The sequence below is a fragment of the Pseudomonas sp. ASL7 genome (genome assembly GCF_056680375.1).
The window spans coordinates 125964-146936 of record NZ_CM155279.1 but is presented as its reverse complement, the minus strand read 5'-3'; the positions used below and the strand labels follow the sequence as shown (position 1 = coordinate 146936).

The following is a 20973-nucleotide window of genomic DNA, read 5'->3' as shown; positions in this document are numbered from 1 at the left end:
GACCATCGCGAGCAATCGAGCGTCGACCGGCTGCTCCTACAGGGGGGGCATTGCCACCGCCAAACAATCAATACGGATCCTGGCGCGGCAACCGCTGAGACAACTCATCCAGCAGCTTCTGCTCGCGCTTGTCTTCCAGCTGCCGCGCTTCATACGCGTAGCGTTGAACCAGCTTGCGCAAGCCTTCGACCCGAGCAAACGCCTGCTGCCAGGATTCCCGCGCCTTGCTCAGATTGTTCTGATGCCAAACCAGGCTTTGTCGCTGCTGATCGATGGCGGTGCCCAGTTGCGCAAGGAAGCCTTGATAACCCAGCAGCCATTGCCCCGACACACCGCTGCTGCCGCGCACGATCCATTGTTCCTGATAATCGAGGCGAAACGCTTCAAGGTCGGCGAGCTTGCTTTCGGCCAGGCGCACCTGGCCCTGAAAGTGCCCCAACCGCTGGGCGGCCGTTTTTTCGGCCTTTTCGGCCATTTCGACCACCGGCGCCAAGCGCCCTGCCCGACTCTGGGCCATGATCGATTAGCCCCCGGCCGCAGGGGCGAAGATCGAGCCGAGATAGGCTTCGCTTTCACCCAGGCTAATGCTGTCGTTCAGGCCCTGGCGCAGGTATTTGACCAACTGCGGTTGCAGGGAAATCGCCAGGTCGGTCTCCCGATCACCGCCGGCGACATAAGCACCGACACTGATCAGGTCTCGACTCTGTTGATAGCGCGACCACAGTTGCTTGAAGTATTGGGCACGCATCATGTGCTCCGGCGACACCACCGACGGCATGACCCGGCTGATGGACGCCTCGATGTCGATGGCCGGGTAATGCCCCTCCTCGGCCAGACGCCGGGACAGGACGATGTGCCCGTCGAGCACGCCCCGCGCCGCATCGGCAATCGGATCCTGCTGGTCATCGCCTTCGGACAATACGGTGTAGAACGCGGTGATCGAGCCGCCGCCCTTCTCGGCGTTACCGGCCCGCTCCACCAGCTTGGGCAACTTGGCGAACACCGATGGCGGATAACCCTTGGTCGCGGGTGGCTCGCCGATGGCCAAGGCAATTTCCCGCTGGGCCTGGGCGAAACGGGTCAGGGAGTCCATCAGTAACAGGACGTTCTTGCCCTTGTCGCGAAAATACTCGGCGATGCGCGTGCAATACATGGCCGCCCGCAGACGCATCAGCGGCGCATCGTCCGCCGGTGATGCAACCACGACCGAACGCTTGAGCCCTTCTTCACCGAGGATGTGCTCGATGAACTCTTTAACTTCACGACCCCGCTCACCGATCAGGCCCACGACGATGATGTCGGCCTCGGTGAAGCGAGTCATCATGCCCAGCAGCACACTCTTGCCGACGCCCGTACCGGCGAACAGCCCAAGCCGTTGACCACGACCGACCGTCAACAAACCATTGATGGTGCGAATGCCCACGTCCAGCGGCTCGCTGATCGGTTCGCGCTTGAGCGGGTTGATGGTCGGGCCATCCATCGGCACCCAGTCTTCGGCCTTCATCCCGCCCTTGCCGTCCAGCGCACGACCGGCGCCGTCCAACACCCGCCCGAGCATGCTCATGCCCATCGGCAAGCGACCGGTGTCGGCCAACGGAACCACACGGGCACCGGGAGCGATGCCGGCGACGCTGCCAACCGGCATCAGGAAGACTTTGCTGCCAGAGAAGCCCATGACTTCGGCTTCGACTTGTACCGGGTGATAGCTGTCGTCGTTGATGACCATGCAGCGGCTGCCCATGGCGGCGCGCAAGCCTTCGGCTTCGAGGGTCAGGCCGACCATGCGCAACAAGCGGCCTTCGAGGATCGGTGCGCCGGCCAACTCCGTAGCCTCGGCGTAACTGCCGAGGCGCTTGGCGAAGCTGGTGCGATCAAGGCGCATCGGAAGCGTCCGGTGCTGGCGCAACCGCTGGCTTGTCGTCGATCGGCAATTCCAGGCTCAGATCCGACGTGGCCGGGTGCAGCGCCTGCTCGTGCAACTGATCGAACAGTTTGTCCATGACCCGCGTAACACGGGTTTCGACTGTGGCATCGATGCGACTGTGCTCGGTCTCGACCCGGCAACCACCCGGCAATAGGGCCTCGTCCTCGACGATGCGCCAGGTTTCCTCATGGCGTTCGCGCAGGGCTTTGACCTGTTCGAAATCCTGTGGATTGATGTACAGCCGCACATTGCCCACCCCCAGCGGCAGGAGTTTGAGCGCTTCGCGCATGACGTGCTCGATCTGGGTCGAGTCAATGGCCAGTTCGCGCTGAATCACCTGTTTGGTGATGTGTTGCACAAGGTCGACCAACGACTTTTCAATCTGGGTATCCTGCTCGGCGATAGGCTCGAACAGGTGGCCCATCAACTGCTCCAGGCTAGTAATTTTGGCCGTCAACGCCACTTCGGCTTCCTGACGGACCTTGAGCGTGGTGCTGTGAAAGCCTTCTCTTTCGCCAGTGGCGAAGCCTTCGTTGTAGGCTTCCTGGCGAATGCTTTCGAGTTCTTCAAGGGTCAGTGGCTGGACTTCGTCCAGCGGCACTTCTTCCATTTGTGGAGGCTCGGGCTCAGGTTCAGGCTCCGGCACGAACGGGTCGAAACTGGGCAGCGACCAGACATCGAAACCACCGACGTCCTTGGCACGGATCAGGTCGGTCTGGGACTCATCATGTTTGGACGACATAGTGACCTTAGATCATCTCTTCGCCGCCCTTCCCGCCGAGAACGATTTCTCCGGCTTCGGCCATACGGCGGGCAATGGTGAGGATTTCTTTCTGCGCCGTTTCCACGTCGCTGACGCGCACCGGGCCTTTGGCCTCGAGGTCGTCGCGCAACAGTTCGGCAGCCCGTTTGGACATGTTCTTGAAGATCTTCTCTTTGACGCCTTCGTCCGAGCCTTTGAGGGCCAGTACCAGCACGTCGGAAGACACTTCGCGCAACAGCGCCTGAATGCCGCGGTCGTCGACATCGGACAGGTTGTTGAACACGAACATGAGGTCTTCGATCTGACCGGACAGGTCTTCGTCGACTTCACGGATCGAGTCCATCAACTGACCTTCGATCGAGCTGTCGAGGAAGTTCATGATGTCGGCCGCGCGCTTGATGCCACCCAGGGTGGTGCGCGAAGCATTCGAGTTGCCCGAGAACTGTTTCTCGAGAATCTGGTTGAGTTCTTTCAGCGCCGCTGGCTGTACGGTATTGAGTGAGGAAACCCGCAGAATGATGTCCAGTCGCACCTTATGGTCGAAGTTGCCCAGCACTTCGCCGGCCTGGTCGGGGTCGAGATACGCCACGACGATCGCCTGGATCTGCGGGTGCTCGTAACGGATCACGTCGGCAACCGCGCGCGGCTCCATCCACTTCAGGCTGTCGAGCCCGCTGGTGTTGCCGCCGAGCAGGATCCGGTCGATCAGGCCGTTGGCCTTGTCTTCGCCAAGGGCCTGGGTGAGCATTTTGCGTACGTAGTCGTCGGAGCCGACGCCCAGGCTGGTCTGGTCGCCGACGATCTCGACGAATTCGCTCATGACCTGTTCGACCTGCTCACGGTGCACGTTGCCCATCTGGGCCATCGCTACACCCACACGTTGGACCTCTTTAGGCCCCATGTGGCGCAACACTTGGGCAGCATCGGTCGAACCGAGGGATAGCAGCAGAATCGCAGCTTTGTCGACCTTGGAAAGTTTGGCGGCAACGGCTCGGTTATCACTCATCTGCGTTAATCCACTCTTTCACGACCTGGGCCACACGACCCGGATCTTCGGCCACCAGGCTCTTGATTGCATTCAACTGTGCGTCATAGCCTTCGCTCGGACTCGGCAGCAGGATGCTTTGCGGGCCACCAAGGCTGACGCGATCGTTGGCGAGTTCGCCGTCCAGGCCGCCCATGCCTCCCAACTCGACATCGCTGCCGATGCCTGCCAGCTGTTTACCTTTGCCACCACCGGTGATGTTGTTGAGTACTGGGCGTAGCACACCGAATACCAGCACCAGGATGAACAAGACACCCAGCACTTGCTTGACGATGTCCCAAAACCAATGCTGGGCGTAGAACGGAATATCGGGGATCACTTCACCGTGCTCGGCGGAGAACGGCATGTTGATTACGCTGACGCTGTCGCCGCGGCTGGCGTCGAAGCCGACGGCGTCCTGCACCAGACGTGTGAAGCGCGCCAATTCGTCGGCGCTCCATGGCGCCCGGGTGGTTTCACCGGTGGTAGCGTTGATCTTGACCTGGTCATCCACCACCACCGACACCGACAGGCGATTCAAACGGCCCTGCTGTTGTTTGGTATGGCTGATGGAGCGGTCGAGTTCGAAGTTCTTGGTGGATTGTTGACGCTTGTCCGCCGGGTAAGGTGCAAGCATCGGCTGCCCGGTGGCCGGGTCCATGATTTGCTGGCCGTTGGCGTCAAGCAGTGGCTGGCCTGGCTGTACCATGCCGGCCGACGCGGCAGAGCCACCGGTGGTTTGCGGCGCGGAGGCAGGCGCTGGTGGCTGGTTGCTCAAAGCACCCGGCACACCTTGCGGACCATTGCTGGCGGTGCGTTGTTCATTCACCGACTGCTCGCTGCGCAACGCCGGTTGATCCGGGTTGAATTGCTCGGAGGTGGATTCAACGGCACTGAAATCCACGTCAGCCGAGACTTCGGCCTTATAGCGGTCGTTGCCCAGCACCGGTTGCAGAATGTTGTGCACACGCTGGGTGAGCATGCTTTCCATGCGACGGCTGTAATCGAATTGCTTGCCAGCCATGGTCAGTTCAGAGTTTTCCGCCTGATCCGAGAGCAGCGTGCCCTTCTGGTCGACAACGGTGATCTGGGATTTGCTGAGTTCCGGAACACTGGTCGCGACCAGGTTGATGATCGCCACCACCTGACCTGGCTCCAGCGAACGGCCGGAATACAGTTCCACCAGCACTGAAGCGCTCGGCTTGCGCTCGTCGCGCACGAACACCGAACTTTTCGGAATCGCCAGGTGCACGCGGGCACCCTTGACATTGTTCAGGCTGGAAATGGTCCGGGCCAGTTCACCTTCGAGGCCGCGACGATAGCGGGTGGCTTCCATGAACTGGCTGGTCCCCAGGCCCTGGTCCTTGTCGAGGATTTCAAAACCGATGTTGCCGTCGCTGGGAGTGACACCAGCGGCCGCAAGCTTGAGCCGCGCACGGGACAGGTCATCGGCCTTGACGAGCAAGGCTCCGGAATTGGGTTCAACGGTATAAGGGATATCAGCGGAGGCCAGGGTATCCATGACCTGTTTGGCGTCCATACCGGCAAGACTGCCGTACAGAGGCCGGTAGTCCGGCTGCTGGGACCACAACACCACGGCAAAGCCAATCGCCACGCTCGCAGCCAGGCCAACCAACAGGCCCACCTGACGCAACATGGTCATCTCGGAGAGGTTTTCCAGGAAGGACAAGCCGAACAGCGGCGGTTTGCCGTCTATCGGGGAGGCCTTGGCCGGAACATTATCGGCGACTGCTTCTGCCATGACTCAATCTCGTCCTTAAACCGGCATCTGCATGATGTCTTGATAGGCCTGAACCAGTTTGTTACGCACTTGGGTCAACGCCTGGAAGGACACGCTGGCCTTCTGCGAGGAAATCATCACGTCCGTCAGGTCGACGCCGCTCTTGCCGATCTCGAAGGCACTGGCCAACTGATTGGACGCCTGTTGAGTGTCGTTCACTTTATTGACGGCCTGACCGAGCATGTCGGAAAAGCTGCTGCCACCCAGTTCAGGGACTGCGGCAGTCGATTTCGACGCAGACATGGCATCCATTTGCATGGAGCGCATATCCAGCATCAACCGATTAAATTCAATACCTTGGCTCATGGTCTACTCTCATTGGCGACCCGCAATTTTTTGACACTCACTCGGCGGGTAGTGAGGTGTTAGCAACAAGGGTGCCAGCTCCATGGCCACGCTGAACAAAAGCCCGTCCCAGCTTTGCCTTAAGCGTGAATCACCGCAAAACCATTGTGGGAGCGAGCCTGCTCGCGAAGGCGGCGTGACAGGTACATAAATGTCGACTGACACTCCCTCTTCGCGAGCACGCTCGCTCCCACAATTAGATCGGTGTTGCCGCCGTCAACGTTTAGGTGGCGAACAGATAGGCTTCCACGTCCATTCCAGCGTCACGCATTTGCGCCAGCTTGTAGCGCAGCGTGCGTGGACTGATACCCAGACGCTCGGCAGCTTCTTTGCGACGGCCGCGCTCGGAGCGCAAGGTGTCGATGATCATCTGGAACTCACGACGACGCAAGTCATCGCCCAACGCCCCCGCCGACTCGGACTCAACCTCCACGGCTCGCACCGGCAATGCCGGCAATGGTGCACAAGCGACCGGCCCGGACAGGCAAAAATCCTGAGGCTGGATCAAACCACCCTGCTGCAGAATCAGCGCCCGCTGAATGGCGTTGTCCAGCTCGCGCACATTGCCCGGCCATGGATAAGCGATCAGGCACGCCCGAGCTTCGGGCGACAGTCTCGCCACAGCATGCTTCATTTTATTGACGTGCTTGGCCAGCAGTCGCTCGGCCAGCGGCAGGATGTCCGCAGTACGCTCGCGCAATGGGCGCCAGGCCAAAGGAAAGACTGACAGGCGATAGTAAAGATCTTCGCGAAAACGCCCCGCCGCCACTTCCCCGGCCAGATCACGGTTGGTGGTCGCGACGACTCGAATATCCAGTGCAATCGGCTTGCGGGCACCGACCCGCTCGACCTCGCGCTCTTGCAGTACACGCAGCAACTTGGCCTGGAGACCAAGGGGCATTTCGGAAATTTCGTCGAGCAGAATGGTTCCACCGTCAGCCTGCTCGAACTTGCCGGCCTGTGCCGAGATGGCGCCGGTGAACGAGCCCTTTTCATGACCGAACAGCGTCGCTTCAAGCATGTTGTCAGGAATGGCGGCGCAGTTTATCGCAATGAACGGCTGACTGGCGCGATGGGAGTGCTGATGGATGTAGCGCGCCAGCACTTCTTTACCGGTCCCGGACTCGCCGGAGATCAATACCGTGGAATCACTGCGCGCGACACGCGCGGCCAGCTCCAGCAATTGCGCACTGGCCGGTTCGAACGCCACCGGCCCCTCGCTCTCGGTCGCGCCGAGACTACCCAGCGCATGCCGCGCCACCAGATCGAGCAACGCCCTGGGTTCAAATGGCTTGACCAGATAATCCGCCGCCCCCTGACGCATCGCATCGACCGCCCGCTCTACCGCGCCGTGAGCCGTCATTAGCAAAACGGGCAATTGAGGCTGGCGAGCGCGCAGCAGTCCGAGCAACTGATGGCCGTCCATGCCCGGCATGTTGACGTCGCTGACCACCAGATTAAAGGCCTCGACACCCACCACCGTCAGCGCCTCTTCTGCCGAACCGACGGCCTTGTAATCGTGCCCGGCGAGCAACAGCGTATCCGCCAGCGCTTCCCGGAGTGCGCGATCATCCTCGACCAATAGAACCTTGATCCCCATGCCGGTCACTCCGCATCCCGAGCGCTGTGCTTTTCATCCGAAAAAAGCGGCAGAATCACCTGCGCGCAAGTGCCACGACCCAGCCGCGAACGCAGGTGCAATTCTCCCTGATGGGCACGAGCCACTGCCTTGACCACGGTCAGGCCGAGGCCGGTTCCGGTGGTTTTTGTGGTGAAAAACGGCTCCCCCAAACGGGCCAGCACCTTGGCGTCGATGCCGCTGCCGCTGTCGCTGATACACAGACGCAGGTGGTTGTCTCGGGTATAGAGATGGACCTTCAAACGAACATCGCCGGGACTGGCCTGGATAGCGTTCTCGATCAGATTCAGGATCGCCCCGACCAACGTGTCACGATTGCACAGCAGCTCGCCGGAATGACTGTCGCACTGCCAGCGGATTGGCAAATCCTGCACGTGCGTCAGCGCCGCCGCTTGCAGCGCCTGCATCAACAGCTTGGGAGTGACGCGATCGGTCAGCGGCAATTCGCCGCGCGCGAACACCAGCATGTCGCGAACCTGATGCTCCAGCTCATGCAGGCGCTCTTTAAGGCGTCCGGCAAATCGCTGCTGAGTGGCGACAGGCAGCTCTTGCTCAGTCAAATGACTGGCGTAAAGCAGAGCGGCGGACAACGGTGTACGAATCTGATGGGCCAGCGACGCAACCATGCGACCGAGGGACGAAAGACGTTCGTGGCGGGCCAGTTGATCCTGCAGGTGACGGGTTTCAGTCAGGTCGTTGAGCAGCACCAGCTGACCGGGCTCGGCATCCAGTGAGCGAGTGGCAATCGACAAGCGACGACCATCCTTGAGGGAGACTTCATGACCATCGTCTTCACGCGGCGCAAAGCAACGCGCAATGATCTGGCGCCACAACTCGCCTTCGAGGGGCAGGCCGAGCAATTCACAGGCGGCGGGGTTGGCTTCGCGCACGATGCCTTGGGCGTCGATCACGATGACACCGCCGGGCAACAGATCCAGAAGGTTTTGCAGACGGTTGGCCAGGCGTTCTTTTTCCGCCAGTTCTTGCATGCGTTGAGCACTGACAACCGCCAGCTCACCCTTGAGCTCGGTGACCCGGGCTTCGAGCATGCTGTAGGAGTCAGTCAACTGGCTCGACATCTGGCTGAACAGTGCGAAAGCCTGCTCAAGACCAAGCCGGCTTGCCTGCTCTACGGACGACGGTTGCCCCGAAACGTCAGGGACAGGAGACATCTGGGCGGCTTGGGGCATTGTGCTCTCTCGCTAGGCTGACCGTCAGTTAAACGGAACGTTACGAGGGATGTAGCAATACCCGTGCCTAAAAAAAACCGCCCAAAAATGAAGGACTTGAAAAACAGGCGTCAATCATCCGCCTGTTCATCACCCTCGCGACGACTCATGCCGTACTTGCGCATCTTTTCCACCAGGGTGGTGCGACGAATGCGCAGCCGCTCTGCCGCTCGCGCCACAATGCCATTGGCATCATCCAGCGCTTGCTGAATCAGGCCTTGTTCCAGACCGCCGAGGTAGTCCTTCAGGTCCAGGCCTTCTGGTGGTAGCAAGGCACCCGCCGCAAAGTCCGGCGCGTGACCATTGATGGCTACTCGCTCTTCAAGATCGCTGCGCAGGCTATCGACCAGTTGCTCGTCTTCGTCATCGACATAACGGAATTTCTTCGGCAACTCGACCACGCCGATCACTCCGTAGGGATGCATGATCGCCATGCGCTCCACCAGGTTGGCGAGTTCGCGGACGTTGCCTGGCCAGCCATGGCGGCACAGCGACATGATCGCCGCGGAATTGAAACGGATCGAACCGCGCTTCTCGTGCTCCATGCGCGAGATCAACTCATTCATCAGCAACGGGATATCTTCGACACGCTCGCGCAATGGCGCCATTTCGATCGGGAACACGTTCAGACGGTAGTAAAGGTCTTCACGGAAGGTGCCGATCTCGATCATGCTTTCGAGATTCTTGTGGGTCGCCGCGATGATCCGCACATCGACGCTCTGGGTCTTGTTGCTCCCCACGCGCTCGAAGGTGCGCTCCTGCAATACGCGCAGCAACTTGACCTGCATCGGCAGCGGCATGTCGCCGATCTCGTCGAGGAACAGGGTACCGCCATTGGCCAGCTCGAAACGTCCGGCACGGCTGGTGATAGCCCCCGTGAAGGCCCCCTTCTCGTGGCCGAACAATTCGCTTTCCAGCAACTCGGCCGGGATCGCCCCGCAGTTGACTGGTACGAACGGCGCGTCGCGGCGCTTGGAGTGATAGTGCAGGTTACGCGCAACCACTTCCTTGCCGGTCCCGGACTCACCGAGGATCAGCACGCTGGCATCGGTGTCGGCGACTTGCTGCATCATCTGGCGCACGTGTTGAATCGCCCGGCTGGTGCCGACAAGACTGCGGAAAAGATTGGGTTCACGGTGACGACCGCGCTCGCGGGCCTGATCGTACATCTCGCGATAGACCTGGGCACGGTGCAGGGAGTCGAGCAATTTGCTGTAGCTGGGTGGCATTTCGAGGGTCGAAAGCACTCGGCGGCGCTGGTCTTCCGGCAGGTCAACGGACGAATTATCGCCCATTAACAAAATCGGAAGGAACTCATCCCAGGTTCCGAGTGTCTTTAACAAGCCCGCAAGTGCGCCAGGAGCATTGACCGTCCCGATAAGGACACAGATCACTTCACGACTTGACGACAAAGACCCGACAGCCTGCTGCCAGTCATGACTACCGCAGGGTAAATTTTCTTCGCCGAGAAAATTTAGAATCACCGCCAAATCGCGGCGGCGGACGCTATCGTCATCAATTAGCAGAATTTTGGTTTCACGCCACATGCAATAGCAACTTCCCTAGTCAACTCAATGCCCAAATGCTGGGGCAAGCTAGACGCTTGCAGACACGTTACGCCTGTAGACGCCTGAAATCTGGAAACAGCCACTAGTTAAGTCAAAAAAACGTGCACAGTCAAATTTATGGCGCACTATGTTTGGATTAACAGAGGATTAACCAAACAGATGGTAAACCTTTGCGGCGTTCCGTGCTTGATGGATCTGAGACATCTCGTCGACAATCGCCTGCCTCTCCCCCATCGCGACCTCGAGAAGCTCCTTGTAGACCCCCAGCAACTCCTCCAGGTTGGCCCGCAACGCCACTTCGTCCAGCGAAGGTTCAATCAATACATCTTCCATGCAGGAACGGCAATCAAGGTCCAATTGACCGATAGCTTCCCAGTTGCGCTCGGCCAATGCCCCGACCAGGGCTTCACGGGTATGTTCGATACGCTGCAGTACAAGACTCATGGTGATCTCCTTAAAACTGCGGGCCCGGTGCAGCAATGGCATCCCAGCCTTCCTTCACGGTGCGAAGCAAACCTGCGACTTCGTCGAGAATATTGGGATCACTCTGGATATTGGCCTCAGCCAGACGTTTCATCATATAGCTGTACAAACTGTCCAGGTCACCTACTGCTTCTGCCGAGTTTTCCAGATCCAGACCTTCACGCAGACCACCGACAATCCCGATAGCCTTGCTGATCAATACACCCTTACCGGGAATATCGTTGCGCTCCATCGCGCCCTTGGCCTGAGCGATACGGTCCAGGCCGCCCTCCATCAGCATTTGCACCAGCCGGTGCGGGCTCGCCTCGGAAGTCTGGGCTTGCGCTCCCACCTTTTGGTATTGCCGAAGAGCTAACATCGGATTCATGCTCTACCTCATCTCAACTCAATAACTCATTAACAACTGTATCGTCTGCAAGTCAAAAAACTTTAGATCAGAAGACAAAAACCCGGCACGCCTGAAAGCGTAGCCGGGTTTTTGGCGTCAGCTCACGATCAGCTGGATTTCTGTGCGTTCATCGATGTGAAGAACGACGTAATGCTAGTGGCTGTCGCCTTCATTTGCCCGACCAACAGGTCCATGGCATTGTACTTGGCGGTCAACGTGGTGGTGAGGTTACTGACGTACAGATCCAGAGCGGACTGCTGGTTGGTCAAGTCGCTCTGGGTCGCGTTCAGAGTGGTGGTGCGCTGATCCAGGATGCCACCAATCTGGGTGTATGGAGTGATCGCATTGTTCATGCGCGACAACAGGCCATTGGTGGAGTTGGTGCCGCTGAATAGCGCCTGCACCTGACCACCCAGCCCACTGGCCATCGCCGCGGTGAACTTGGTGCTGTCGATACTCAGGGTCCCAGCGATCTGATCTGTCTGAATCCCCAACTGCGCCAACACGGCCAACTGACCATTCCCGCCCGTACCGGCCGGGACATTGACCAGTTGGTTGCGCACAGCCGAAATCAGGTCGCGAGGCAGCGAGTCACCCGTCATTGCATTGGAAACAGGATTGCCGTTGGCGTCCTGACTTGGCGCCGTATAGCTGGCCAGGGTAGTGATCACTTTGTTGTAAGCATCAACAAAGGTCTGAAGGCTCGATTGCAAGCCTGTGCTGTTGGTACCGACCGTGACAACCGACGACGCCCCATTTCCCGCGAGCAACGTCATGCTGAGGCCACCAACGGCCCCGCTGACGGTGTTGCTCTTGCTGGTCATCGCCAGGCCATCAACGCTAAAGGATGCATCTGTGGCTAATGCACTGATATAGCCGGCACCTGTCGCTGTACCGTCCATCTTGGTGGTGCCATTGACCGTCAGCCCGGCAATGCCACTCAGGGAAATATCCGAGCCGGCACCTGTCGTGGTCGAACCCACCACCAACCGAGAGCCATTGGTATCAGTGACGATGTTGGCAGTAATGCCATTGCCTTGCAGAGTACTGTTGATAGCGTCACGGGTCGACTGCAAGGTCGCACCGGACGGAATATTGACGGCGTAATTAATGCCATTTTGACTGACTGTCAGGGTACCAGTCGGAATGGCACTGGTGGCACCGCCGGAAAACGCTGCACTGGCAACTTTCGAACTGGTGGCCAAATTGTTGACTACGACATTGTAGCTACCGTTAACCGCCGTGTTATCGGACGTTGCGGTCAGGGTCGTCGGCGTGCCGGAAGTGGCAGAAAAGCCAGAGAAAGCCGGTGCACTGGGGTTATTGAGACCGGTCATGGCTGTCTGAAAGGCTGCCAGAACCGACTTCAACGCGCCCGCAGCAGAAATTCGTGCGGTGGTATCCGAGACCTGACTGGTGATCTGATCCTGCTTTGCCGATTTGTCAGAATTGACCAACGCCGTGACGATCGAACCGATATCGAGACCGGAACCCAGCCCCGTAGTCGATGAAATTGGACTTGCCATGTACATCTCCCTTTCAGTGTGCCGCCGGTCTATTGACCACTATCTGCGGTCAAGCAACCCAGCAAACAAATTTCATGCCAGTGTCAGGCTTTTGCGTCGAACAACACGTTACTGGCCGTGCTTAAACTGTCTGCCAGTTTAAGGGCTTCTTCTGAAGGAATCTGCCTGACCACTTCGCCAGACTCGCTGGCAATCACTTTGACGACCACTTTGCCGGACGTCTTATCAATCGAAAATTCCAGATTGCGCTTGATCGATTGAACGAACTTCTCAATATCCTGCACTGCTTTCTTCAACTTTTCAGAGTCAGGATCATTATTTCCAGCGACAGCCTTGACGCCTTCAACGCGAGACGTTTCGGCCGGTTTGTCGGCAACACTACTTGCCGGTTTTACCGCCGGATAAGACAGGTTCAGCTTCACGCTCATGTCCATGACCATCACCTTAAAAAGTAAAAAGCGAGAGAGCACGCAAGCGCACCCCCCCGCCAAAACTCATTCCGAAATTACTGAAGCAACTTCAGTACAGCGGAAGGCAGCTGGTTAGCCTGGGCCAGAACAGAAGTAGAAGCCTGTTGCAGGGTTTGCTGCTTGGTCAGGTTAGCTGTTTCTGCGGCGAAGTCGGTGTCTTGTACACGACCTTGAGCGGCAGTCACGTTTTCAGTGATGTTCTGCAAGTTGGAGATGGTGCTGGTCAGACGGTTCTGCGAAGCACCGAGGTTGGCACGGGTGGCACCGATGGAAGCGATTGCAGCGTCGATCGCGGTGATCGCGTTGTCGATGTTCGAAGCAGCAGCAGCGCTGGTAGCACCGGTCAGAACAACAGTACCGCTACCTACCGACAGGCTGACGGCGTCGAACTTGCTGCTCAGGGTCAGGCTGATCTGGTTGGCAGTGCCCGTGTTGGCACCCACTTGCAGAGTCATGATACCGGCGGAACCGTCGAGCAGGTTTTTGCCGTTCAGGTTGGTCGCAGCAGAGATACGGGTCAATTCGTCAGACATCTGAGCGAATTCGGAGTTGGTTGCGGTCTGGTCAGCAGTGCCGTTGGTGCCGTTACGGGCTTGAACAGCCAGTTCACGCATACGCTGCAGAATGTTGGTGGATTCCTGCAAAGCGCCTTCAGCGGTCTGAGCCATCGAGATACCGTCGTTGGCGTTTTTCACCGCGACGTTCTGACCGCGGATCTGGCTGCTCATACGAGTAGCGATCTGCAGGCCGGCAGCGTCGTCTTTAGCGCTGTTGATTTTCAGGCCGGAAGACAGGCGAGTCATCGAAGTCGACAGAGCATCGGATGCACGGTTCAGGTTCATCTGAACTGCCAACGATGTAACGTTAGTGTTTACGCTTAACATGCTGAGTTCCTCATGGGTTGGGTACTGCGGCTTCCGGCCCTGGCAACCGCCGGGTATGGCCTAGAGAACCTTCGTAATAGTTATCGTCGCGACAGCAAGTTGCTTGAGGGCTTTTTTAAAAAAAAATGCCATCACCCTGCCACCCCCGCGAAAACCAAGGCCTGTACGAGCCCCACAAGAGAAAAATGACGTCAGGAAATTGCCGGCAACGAAGACGCGAGAAAGCCGCTTTGGCCGGTAGTAAACAGTTCAGAGGTGAGCGTCACCGGCTTCCAGCAAGTCGATCAACTCATACTCCATTGTGTCGGCCAACCCCAGCCAGTCCTGCGCCTCCTGAGCGGCCAACATCGACACGAGCAATTGCGCCCACTGTTGCCGGGTATCCTCAGAGGCCTGGCTCAAGAGACGTTGCATCTCATCGAATACATCGACCATGGTCAGCGCCGCCTCAACATCACGCCCGAGACGAAACAACCTGGCGCACTGTCGGCAATCGATGACACAGTGTGCAAACCCGCTCATTGCACGAACTCCTGATTGAACGTCGTCCCCACAATCATCGCCCCGGCCCGGCTACTGTTAAAAAAACGTACTTGCGGATGCCCGGCAATGTAGCGCTCCAGTTCACACAGGTAGCTGCGGAAGTTCAATTGCGTTCGAACCCGTAGCCCGTGCCCGTCGAGCACCCAGTGTCTGGCCAGGTTGACCCCCTGCCCCAGATCGCCATCGTTCCAGCCGGCATGGGTCTTGTTCATCGGGAACGCAAAGTCGGCGCCGAACAGGGTAACCCGGTCCGCGCCCATCTTCACCGCCAGGTCCACTGCAGGATGGATCACGCTGCCACCGACATACAGTTCAGCCTTGCTGATCTGTTGGCGGATAGCGGCATAGACCGGGCTGGCGGAGTACCCCACGTAACGCACGCCCTTCCAGGCCTTCAACACCTGAGGATCGCTCATGGGCAGGTACACCAACGGAATGCTGTCGGTGTCCTCGGACGGCAGGTGCCTGAAACTGATTCGTCGGTCGATACTGACCACCAGGTCCGGCGTGATGCCATGCTCGCGCAACGGTCGATAGGCAGTATCGACGCTGATGAACAAGGGCCGCTGTTCGCGTTCGCGTATTGCCCGAAGCTGATCAAAATGCAGTTCAAGACTTGGCCCGGTGCCGATCACATAGACTTCCCGACCGGTACACGTCGCGAACAACTCGGCCACATCGCGATCACGGCTAACAAGTTCACGACTCTCTTCCAGCCGCTGGATGATCGCAGGGGACTGCGGATCGAACTCGCGATTATTGAAGCCCAGGTGCACTTCGCTGATCAGCCGATCGCGAATTTTGGCGTTGAAATCATCTGCCAGCAGCATCTCGGACGGCAGCGCAAAAAATGGCAGGTGGATGTCCGACAGCTCACCAGCATAGATCAACTCGACCCTCGGATCACTGAGCCACTGTCGCTGATCGAACAACTGCAGCGTCAACGAAAAAATCGCGCCATTGAGGATATGCACGTACAAACGCTGAAGTTCGGTGTTTTCAAGCAATACAGACTGCAAGTCACCCAGACCGGTGCCGTAGACATGCACCACAGAACTCGCGGGTGGCAGGCTGGCTGCTTGCAACCGCGCTTCACGCGTACGGTCATGGCGACTGGTGAGCTGGATGCCGGCAATGCTGAGGGTCGAACCCAAACCGTCCACCAACTCAGCCTGAACCGTTGCACTGTCTTCCGTCATCAACCGCACATACAGCGCCGGCCAGCGACGTTCTATCACCTGAAAATTGGGTTCAACGCTAACGCTCATGCCACCTCGATGGTCATTCAGGCAAAAAAAATAGCGTTCAAGGTACACCTTGGACGCTATTTTTTTATGACATAAAATTTAGCTTAAGGGCGATAAATGATCGCCGACCCCCATGAGAGTCCTACACCAAAACCGCTCAGCGCAACGCGCTTCCATTTGGAATCGAGTACGTGTTTTTCCAACAACAACGGAATGCTCGAAGACACGGTATTACCGGTCTCGACCATGTCCTTGATGAATTTTTCCGGATCACCTTCAAAGCGCCGCGCCACGGCATCGACAATCGCCGCGCTACCCTGATGAATGCAGAACGCATCGATATCGTCGGCGTGCAGGCCGGACTCGTCGAGCAGCTCGCGTAAATGCGCCGGGACTTTCAATAGTGCAAAGTTGAACACCTGACGACCGTTCATGAAGAACACCCCGTCAGTGACTTTCAGGTGCGGTGCTCCGGAGCCATCGGTACCGAACTTGGCCTTGCCCAACTGCCACGTGGCGTCTTCGCCCATCCAGGTGGCAGTGGCGGCATCACCGAACAGCATGGTGGTGTTACGGTCTTCGGGATCGACGATTTTAGAGTAAGGGTCGGCGGTCACCAACAAGCCGTTCTTCAGGCCTGCAGCTTCCATGAAGCCCTTGATCGCGTAGATACCGTAAACGTAGCCGGAGCAACCCAGGGAAATATCGAAGGCGGCAACGGTGGTGGGCAGACCGAGTTTGTCCTGAACGATCGCAGCGGTGTGCGGCAGACCTTCTTCGTCACCATTCTGGGTGACGACGATCAGCACATCGATCGACTCGCGCTTGAGTTCAGGGTTATTGGCGAACAGCGTATTGACCGCTTCGACACACAGGTCCGAGGTTTCCTGCCCGGCGTCTTTACGCGGCAGGAAAGCGGAACCGATCTTGCCCAGGATGAATTCTTCATCCTTTTCGAATTTTGCACCTTGTGCGTAATTGTCCACGCCGGCTACAGGTATGTAGCTCGCAATGCTTTTTATGCCAATCATTACGGCTTCCCAATAATTAACAGCTGAATACCCCCGTTCGCACGAATCGAGGGGCGCCGACACATAGAGTTTGCGCTACCCGCAACGGGCAACCACGGAAAGCCTAAAGGGCCATCACTGAGCCGATGACCGGCCAGGCGCCATCTTCCCGATCAATACAATACAGTGAAGATGCGCGTTATGACTCGCAGGTCACTCTATTTTGCGCAAACAGCCACATAAGCCGTCACTCGACGAGTGTCCAGGCCAGCGGTGTACCGCGCTTTAGAGGCTCGCGGGCACGTCGTCCGAAGATGCTTTCAGCGTGTTTGGGCGCCAGGCCAAAACCTGGACGAATGGCCCGCAGGTTGTCAGGTGTGAACACCTCGCCGGCGGCCATGTCCTGGGCGACATAAAGCGAACGGCGATACACCAGCGACTTCTGCTCGGCCTCGGTGACGCCATAACGCACCTGCCCCATGGCCTGCCAGGCGCGTTCGGTCTCGACCACCAGGCTGGCCAGCTCGGCCGGTTCCAGCGAGAAACTCGCGTCGACGCCTCCCGCAGCCCGATCCAGGGTGAAGTGTTTTTCCACCACGGTAGCCCCAAGGGCCACCGCCGCCACCGCGACCCCGACGCCCATGGAATGATCAGACAGCCCTACTTCGCAACCAAACAGCTCGCGCAGGTGTGGAATGGTTCGCACATTGCTGTTGGCCGGCGTGGCTGGATAGGTACTGGTGCATTTGAGCAGCACCAGATCCTTGCAACCTGCCTCGCGCGCCGCACGCACGGTTTCATCGAGCTCGGCGATGCTGGCCATCCCGGTGGAGATGATCAACGGTTTACCGGTGGCCGCCACCCGGCGAATCAGCGGCAGGTCGGTGTTTTCAAAACTGGCGATCTTGTAGGCCGGCACGCCCAGGCTTTCGAGGAAATCCACGGCCGTCTCATCGAATGGTGTCGAGAATGCCAGCATGCCCAGTTCCCTGGCCCGGGCGAAAATCGGCGCATGCCATTCCCACGGGGTGTGTGCCTTCTCATACAGCGCATACAGCGAAGAGCCTGCCCAAAGGCTATCGGGATCCTTGATAAAGAACTCACCGTGGTCCAGGTCCAGGGTCATGGTGTCGGCGGTATAGGTTTGCAGCTTCAAGGCGTGCGCACCGGCCTTGGCCGCCGCCTCGACGATCTGCAACGCGACCTCCAGGGATTGGTTATGGTTGCCGCTCATCTCGGCGATGATGAACGGTGGCGCCTGCGCTCCGATCAAACGCGAGCCAATACTGAAGCTAGTCATTGTTCCGATCCTTTAATACGCGCACGAAGCGACAGGCCGACTGAGTGTACCCGGCCTCATCAAACAGCTTGATCGAAGCGATATTGGCGGGCAGCACCTGAGCCTCGATAGCCGTCAGATCTGGCCAATGCTGGCTCACGAACGCCTCACCACGCGCCAACAGCGCCCTGCCCCAGCCCACGCCGAAACGACCTTCGAAGAGATATACCGAAACCTCGGCCCGTGTGCCGCAGCGGTCATAGCGCAGCACTCCCACCGGGCCGTCGGCCGCCTGTCCGATCAGCAACAAGCGCTGCGCATTGACCAGGCTGGCCGCCATCCAGGTTTGATGAGCCGGCCAACTGATCGGAGCTTGGCTAATCGACCCGCGACGCACTGCCTCGGCATTGCGCCCGTCAAACAACAGCCGTTCGTCAGCGCTTTGCGCCAGACGCAGTTGCAGGCTCTCGCCGCTCAACGCGACGGCAAATCGCCGAGCCCCCAGGCCATCGACCAATCGGCGAGAGCATTGCGCCAGGCTTTGCCGCAGGCTGATGTTGCTCAACACAAAACCGGTGGCCTGACGCAGGCAATCGACATCCACCTGCTCGCTGGTGCCCAGGTACACATGGGCACCCGCTGCAGCCAGACGCTCGGCATTAGCTTGCTGATTTCCTGCCACGGCAATGCAAATGGTCGGCAGTCCCAACGCTGCGCGCTCCCAAGTGGTTCCACCGCCCGCGCCAATGAACAGGTCCGCCTGCGCCATCAACTGCGCAAAGTCACTGACGAAGGTCTGCACCCGCCACTGGGGACGCTGCGCCGCCATTGCTTGCATCTGCTCCAGAGCCGGATTGGCAGCACCGGCAATGAAATCCACTTCCAGTTCGGTAAAATCGGCCAGCGCGCGCATGGCCTTCCAGGTCTCACCCGCGCCATCAAGGCCGCCGAAGTTCACCAGAACCCGAGCTGCTCGAGGGTTGATCGGCAAGGGCGCACGCCGGAATTCATCGCGAATCAGCGCATAACGAGGGCCGAACAGTTGCCGGCAAGGGTACTGAGCACGTTGTGCGTACGCCGGATCGTTGGCCGTCAGGTTTTGATCGAACAGCAGATCGACCGCATGCTCGCGATTGTTCAAGTCATCGATCGCGGCGATGCACCGAGCCCACTGACGGGCCGCGCCTTGCCACTGGTGATCGAGACCGTAGTGATCCACCACAATCCAGTCAAAACGCCCCTGCGCCGCGAGACAATCACCCAGTGCGGCGATGTCTGCTTGCCAGGGCAACAGCGCCTCGATCCCCAGCGACGGGTTTTCTCCCGGATAGACCGCAGGCAAAGCAAGCGTGCGAAAGCCCTGCGCTTGCAGGCGCGCCAACGAATTGCCCGGCAACGCACGGCAGGCGAACAGAACCTCGGCACCGCTATCGCGCAACACTTGAGCCAAGGTCAAACAACGCGCCACATGGCCGCTGCCAATGGCTGACGACGCATCGGCGCGGATCAGGACTTTCACGACTCCAGCTCCCCGGCCGCTTTAAGTGCCGAGTACAAGTATTGCGCGCGCACCCAGTCCTCTTCGGTATCGATGTCCTGGACCAGATGCCGGGGCAGTATCACCGGCACGCTCTGCTCAGAGTACAAAATCGTCCCTTGCAGCCAGGCCTCGCTACGTCCCCAGTAGAATTGCCCGGCATCCTGATAGGCAGTCGGCAGGTCCTGGGAGCGTGTGTTGCGATACTCGGGATACAAGGGCGTCAAGGCACCCTGCGGGTTGAGGGTCAAGGCGCGCTGCACCGGAAAACCGAAATCGCAGACGGAAAAGGCAAAGGATTTTTCCGGATGCCGAGCCAGCAACTCTGCCCCCTGACGCAAATAGCGTTTTTGCAGCAACGGTGCGGTTGCGTAAATACAGCAGGCCTGATCAAAAAAATGCCCCTGCTGCTGCAACGTCTCAAGGGCATGCGACATCACCGCCGCCGTACCGGTGAAATCATCCGCCAGTTCTGCCGGTCGCATGAACGGCACCTGCGCACCCAGGGTCCGGGCGAGCGCGGCGATTTCCTCGTCTTCGGTGCTGACTATCACGTCATCGAACAGGCCCGATTCCAGGGCGACGCGAATCGAGTGAGCAATCATCGGCGCGCCGTGAAACAGCTTGAGATTCTTGCGCGGGATGCGCTTGCTGCCGCCACGGGCCGGGATAATTGCGATTGCACTCAAGGGCGTTTTTCCAACAGAAACCAGTTGATATCGTCCGTCGGGAACTGCGGGTCGCGTCGATAGCTGAACCCGTAATCGAGCAGTTGCAGATCACTGTAACGGTCGAGCATTTCCCCGGCAAAATCGCGTTTGAACAACTTGCCGCTGTTACCACGATAAGACACTTCAACCGGTACCGGGTTGTAATACTCGGCAATCAGGATATACCGCCGGCTCAGTTCATAGAGCTGTGCGTAGGCCGCCGGCAGTGACTCCGGCGCCAGATGAATCAACACGCCTTTGCTCAAGGTCAGATCAAAACTTCGCTCGCACGGATAATCGAACAGCGAACCCTGCCAGACCTTGGCAATCCCCAGCGCTTGCGCCTCGGCATGCGCTCTGGCATTGATCTCCACACCGTGCAGGTCGCATTCAGGCAGTAACTGACGCAAGGCCAGAAGGTTGTTACCGGCATTGGTGCCAAGCTCCAGCAGGCTATCGATTCGCCCGGTGCGCGCCAGCGCCTTGGCAAACAATGCCAGGTTGGCGGCCACCAGCGTCTGCCCCAGATTGCGTGCCACATAGGCGTCACCGAATTCGCCCTGCCAAAACACTTCCTGCTCGCTCATCTCACGCATGGTTCGC

The 20973-nt window shown here is 58.7% G+C and carries 21 protein-coding genes; all 21 read right to left on the bottom strand.

Annotated features, from left to right (window positions below):
• Positions 1–67: 67 nt before the first annotated feature.
• The 21 genes from fliJ to AC1MDT_RS00565 all read right to left on the bottom strand — a co-directional run bounded on the left by fliJ (position 68) and on the right by AC1MDT_RS00565 (position 20966).
• Positions 68–517 carry a flagellar export protein FliJ gene (gene fliJ / locus AC1MDT_RS00665; RefSeq protein WP_480420240.1) on the bottom strand — a complete coding sequence of 150 codons (450 nt, stop codon included), beginning with the start codon at positions 515–517 and terminating at the stop codon, positions 68–70.
• Positions 518–523: 6 nt separating this feature from the next.
• Complete coding sequence (gene fliI, locus AC1MDT_RS00660; protein WP_414906099.1) at positions 524–1882, bottom strand: flagellar protein export ATPase FliI; 1359 nt, start codon at positions 1880–1882, stop codon at positions 524–526.
• On the bottom strand, positions 1872–2666 hold the full coding sequence (gene fliH / locus AC1MDT_RS00655) for a flagellar assembly protein FliH (protein ID WP_480420239.1): 795 nt from the start codon (positions 2664–2666) through the stop codon (positions 1872–1874). The genes fliI and fliH overlap by 11 nt, the downstream gene beginning before the upstream one ends.
• A 7-nt stretch (positions 2667–2673) precedes the next feature.
• Positions 2674–3693 (bottom strand): flagellar motor switch protein FliG, encoded by a 1020-nt coding sequence (gene fliG / locus AC1MDT_RS00650; protein WP_480420238.1) that lies wholly within the window; start codon positions 3691–3693, stop codon positions 2674–2676.
• Entirely contained in the window at positions 3686–5473 is a 1788-nt protein-coding gene (gene fliF, locus AC1MDT_RS00645) for a flagellar basal-body MS-ring/collar protein FliF (protein WP_480420237.1), read from the bottom strand. The genes fliG and fliF overlap by 8 nt, the downstream gene beginning before the upstream one ends.
• 15 nt (positions 5474–5488) lie before the next feature.
• Positions 5489–5818: a flagellar hook-basal body complex protein FliE gene (gene fliE, locus AC1MDT_RS00640; protein ID WP_140670752.1), complete on the bottom strand. Its 330-nt coding sequence runs from the start codon at positions 5816–5818 to the stop codon at positions 5489–5491.
• A 262-nt stretch (positions 5819–6080) separates the two neighbouring features.
• Positions 6081–7457 carry a sigma-54-dependent transcriptional regulator gene (locus AC1MDT_RS00635; protein WP_480420236.1) on the bottom strand — a complete coding sequence of 459 codons (1377 nt, stop codon included), beginning with the start codon at positions 7455–7457 and terminating at the stop codon, positions 6081–6083.
• Between the two features lie 5 nt (positions 7458–7462).
• Complete coding sequence (locus AC1MDT_RS00630; protein ID WP_480422887.1) at positions 7463–8668, bottom strand: sensor histidine kinase; 1206 nt, start codon at positions 8666–8668, stop codon at positions 7463–7465.
• A gap of 128 nt (positions 8669–8796) precedes the next feature.
• Positions 8797–10272 (bottom strand): sigma-54 dependent transcriptional regulator, encoded by a 1476-nt coding sequence (locus AC1MDT_RS00625; RefSeq protein WP_480420235.1) that lies wholly within the window; start codon positions 10270–10272, stop codon positions 8797–8799.
• Positions 10273–10440: 168 nt separating this feature from the next.
• Positions 10441–10737, bottom strand: a complete 297-nt coding sequence (gene fliT / locus AC1MDT_RS00620) for a flagellar protein FliT (RefSeq protein ID WP_480420233.1) — start codon at positions 10735–10737, stop codon at positions 10441–10443.
• Between the two features lie 10 nt (positions 10738–10747).
• A complete protein-coding gene (gene fliS, locus AC1MDT_RS00615; RefSeq protein WP_480420232.1) occupies positions 10748–11143 on the bottom strand; it encodes a flagellar export chaperone FliS in 396 nt (131 codons plus the stop codon).
• 128 nt (positions 11144–11271) lie between these two features.
• Positions 11272–12690: a flagellar filament capping protein FliD gene (gene fliD / locus AC1MDT_RS00610; protein WP_480420231.1), complete on the bottom strand. Its 1419-nt coding sequence runs from the start codon at positions 12688–12690 to the stop codon at positions 11272–11274.
• Positions 12691–12773: 83 nt separating this feature from the next.
• On the bottom strand, positions 12774–13124 hold the full coding sequence (locus AC1MDT_RS00605; protein WP_480420229.1) for a flagellar protein FlaG: 351 nt from the start codon (positions 13122–13124) through the stop codon (positions 12774–12776).
• 71 nt (positions 13125–13195) lie between these two features.
• Entirely contained in the window at positions 13196–14044 is an 849-nt protein-coding gene (locus tag AC1MDT_RS00600) for a flagellin domain-containing protein (RefSeq protein ID WP_480420228.1), read from the bottom strand.
• A gap of 249 nt (positions 14045–14293) precedes the next feature.
• Positions 14294–14566, bottom strand: a complete 273-nt coding sequence (locus AC1MDT_RS00595; RefSeq protein WP_480420227.1) for a hypothetical protein — start codon at positions 14564–14566, stop codon at positions 14294–14296.
• Positions 14563–15855: a motility associated factor glycosyltransferase family protein gene (locus tag AC1MDT_RS00590; RefSeq protein ID WP_480420226.1), complete on the bottom strand. Its 1293-nt coding sequence runs from the start codon at positions 15853–15855 to the stop codon at positions 14563–14565. Before AC1MDT_RS00590 ends, AC1MDT_RS00595 begins: the two co-directional genes overlap by 4 nt.
• Before the next feature lie 83 nt (positions 15856–15938).
• Positions 15939–16865: a ketoacyl-ACP synthase III gene (locus AC1MDT_RS00585; RefSeq protein ID WP_480420225.1), complete on the bottom strand. Its 927-nt coding sequence runs from the start codon at positions 16863–16865 to the stop codon at positions 15939–15941.
• Positions 16866–17091: 226 nt separating this feature from the next.
• Complete coding sequence (pseI, locus tag AC1MDT_RS00580; RefSeq protein WP_480420224.1) at positions 17092–18144, bottom strand: pseudaminic acid synthase; 1053 nt, start codon at positions 18142–18144, stop codon at positions 17092–17094.
• Positions 18137–19642: a UDP-2,4-diacetamido-2,4,6-trideoxy-beta-L-altropyranose hydrolase gene (pseG, locus tag AC1MDT_RS00575; protein ID WP_480420223.1), complete on the bottom strand. Its 1506-nt coding sequence runs from the start codon at positions 19640–19642 to the stop codon at positions 18137–18139. The genes pseI and pseG overlap by 8 nt, the downstream gene beginning before the upstream one ends.
• A complete protein-coding gene (pseF, locus tag AC1MDT_RS00570) occupies positions 19639–20349 on the bottom strand; it encodes a pseudaminic acid cytidylyltransferase (protein WP_480420222.1) in 711 nt (236 codons plus the stop codon). The genes pseG and pseF overlap by 4 nt, the downstream gene beginning before the upstream one ends.
• Complete coding sequence (locus AC1MDT_RS00565) at positions 20346–20966, bottom strand: pseudaminic acid biosynthesis-associated methylase (protein ID WP_480420220.1); 621 nt, start codon at positions 20964–20966, stop codon at positions 20346–20348. The genes pseF and AC1MDT_RS00565 overlap by 4 nt, the downstream gene beginning before the upstream one ends.
• Positions 20967–20973: the final 7 nt, after the last annotated feature.

What these genes read in the sequence shown, in the direction of transcription:
- fliJ (WP_480420240.1), bottom strand. Translation starts at nt 517, where the DNA reads ATGGCCCAGAGTCGGGCAGGGCGCTTGGCGCCGGTGGTCGAAATGGCC.
- fliI (WP_414906099.1), bottom strand. Translation starts at nt 1,882, where the DNA reads ATGCGCCTTGATCGCACCAGCTTCGCCAAGCGCCTCGGCAGTTACGCC.
- fliH (WP_480420239.1), bottom strand. Translation starts at nt 2,666, where the DNA reads ATGTCGTCCAAACATGATGAGTCCCAGACCGACCTGATCCGTGCCAAG.
- fliG (WP_480420238.1), bottom strand. Translation starts at nt 3,693, where the DNA reads ATGAGTGATAACCGAGCCGTTGCCGCCAAACTTTCCAAGGTCGACAAA.
- fliF (WP_480420237.1), bottom strand. Translation starts at nt 5,473, where the DNA reads ATGGCAGAAGCAGTCGCCGATAATGTTCCGGCCAAGGCCTCCCCGATA.
- fliE (WP_140670752.1), bottom strand. Translation starts at nt 5,818, where the DNA reads ATGAGCCAAGGTATTGAATTTAATCGGTTGATGCTGGATATGCGCTCC.
- AC1MDT_RS00635 (WP_480420236.1), bottom strand. Translation starts at nt 7,457, where the DNA reads ATGGGGATCAAGGTTCTATTGGTCGAGGATGATCGCGCACTCCGGGAA.
- AC1MDT_RS00630 (WP_480422887.1), bottom strand. Translation starts at nt 8,668, where the DNA reads ATGTCTCCTGTCCCTGACGTTTCGGGGCAACCGTCGTCCGTAGAGCAG.
- AC1MDT_RS00625 (WP_480420235.1), bottom strand. Translation starts at nt 10,272, where the DNA reads ATGTGGCGTGAAACCAAAATTCTGCTAATTGATGACGATAGCGTCCGC.
- fliT (WP_480420233.1), bottom strand. Translation starts at nt 10,737, where the DNA reads ATGAGTCTTGTACTGCAGCGTATCGAACATACCCGTGAAGCCCTGGTC.
- fliS (WP_480420232.1), bottom strand. Translation starts at nt 11,143, where the DNA reads ATGAATCCGATGTTAGCTCTTCGGCAATACCAAAAGGTGGGAGCGCAA.
- fliD (WP_480420231.1), bottom strand. Translation starts at nt 12,690, where the DNA reads ATGGCAAGTCCAATTTCATCGACTACGGGGCTGGGTTCCGGTCTCGAT.
- AC1MDT_RS00605 (WP_480420229.1), bottom strand. Translation starts at nt 13,124, where the DNA reads ATGGACATGAGCGTGAAGCTGAACCTGTCTTATCCGGCGGTAAAACCG.
- AC1MDT_RS00600 (WP_480420228.1), bottom strand. Translation starts at nt 14,044, where the DNA reads ATGTTAAGCGTAAACACTAACGTTACATCGTTGGCAGTTCAGATGAAC.
- AC1MDT_RS00595 (WP_480420227.1), bottom strand. Translation starts at nt 14,566, where the DNA reads ATGAGCGGGTTTGCACACTGTGTCATCGATTGCCGACAGTGCGCCAGG.
- AC1MDT_RS00590 (WP_480420226.1), bottom strand. Translation starts at nt 15,855, where the DNA reads ATGAGCGTTAGCGTTGAACCCAATTTTCAGGTGATAGAACGTCGCTGG.
- AC1MDT_RS00585 (WP_480420225.1), bottom strand. Translation starts at nt 16,865, where the DNA reads ATGATTGGCATAAAAAGCATTGCGAGCTACATACCTGTAGCCGGCGTG.
- pseI (WP_480420224.1), bottom strand. Translation starts at nt 18,144, where the DNA reads ATGACTAGCTTCAGTATTGGCTCGCGTTTGATCGGAGCGCAGGCGCCA.
- AC1MDT_RS00565 (WP_480420220.1), bottom strand. Translation starts at nt 20,966, where the DNA reads ATGCGTGAGATGAGCGAGCAGGAAGTGTTTTGGCAGGGCGAATTCGGT.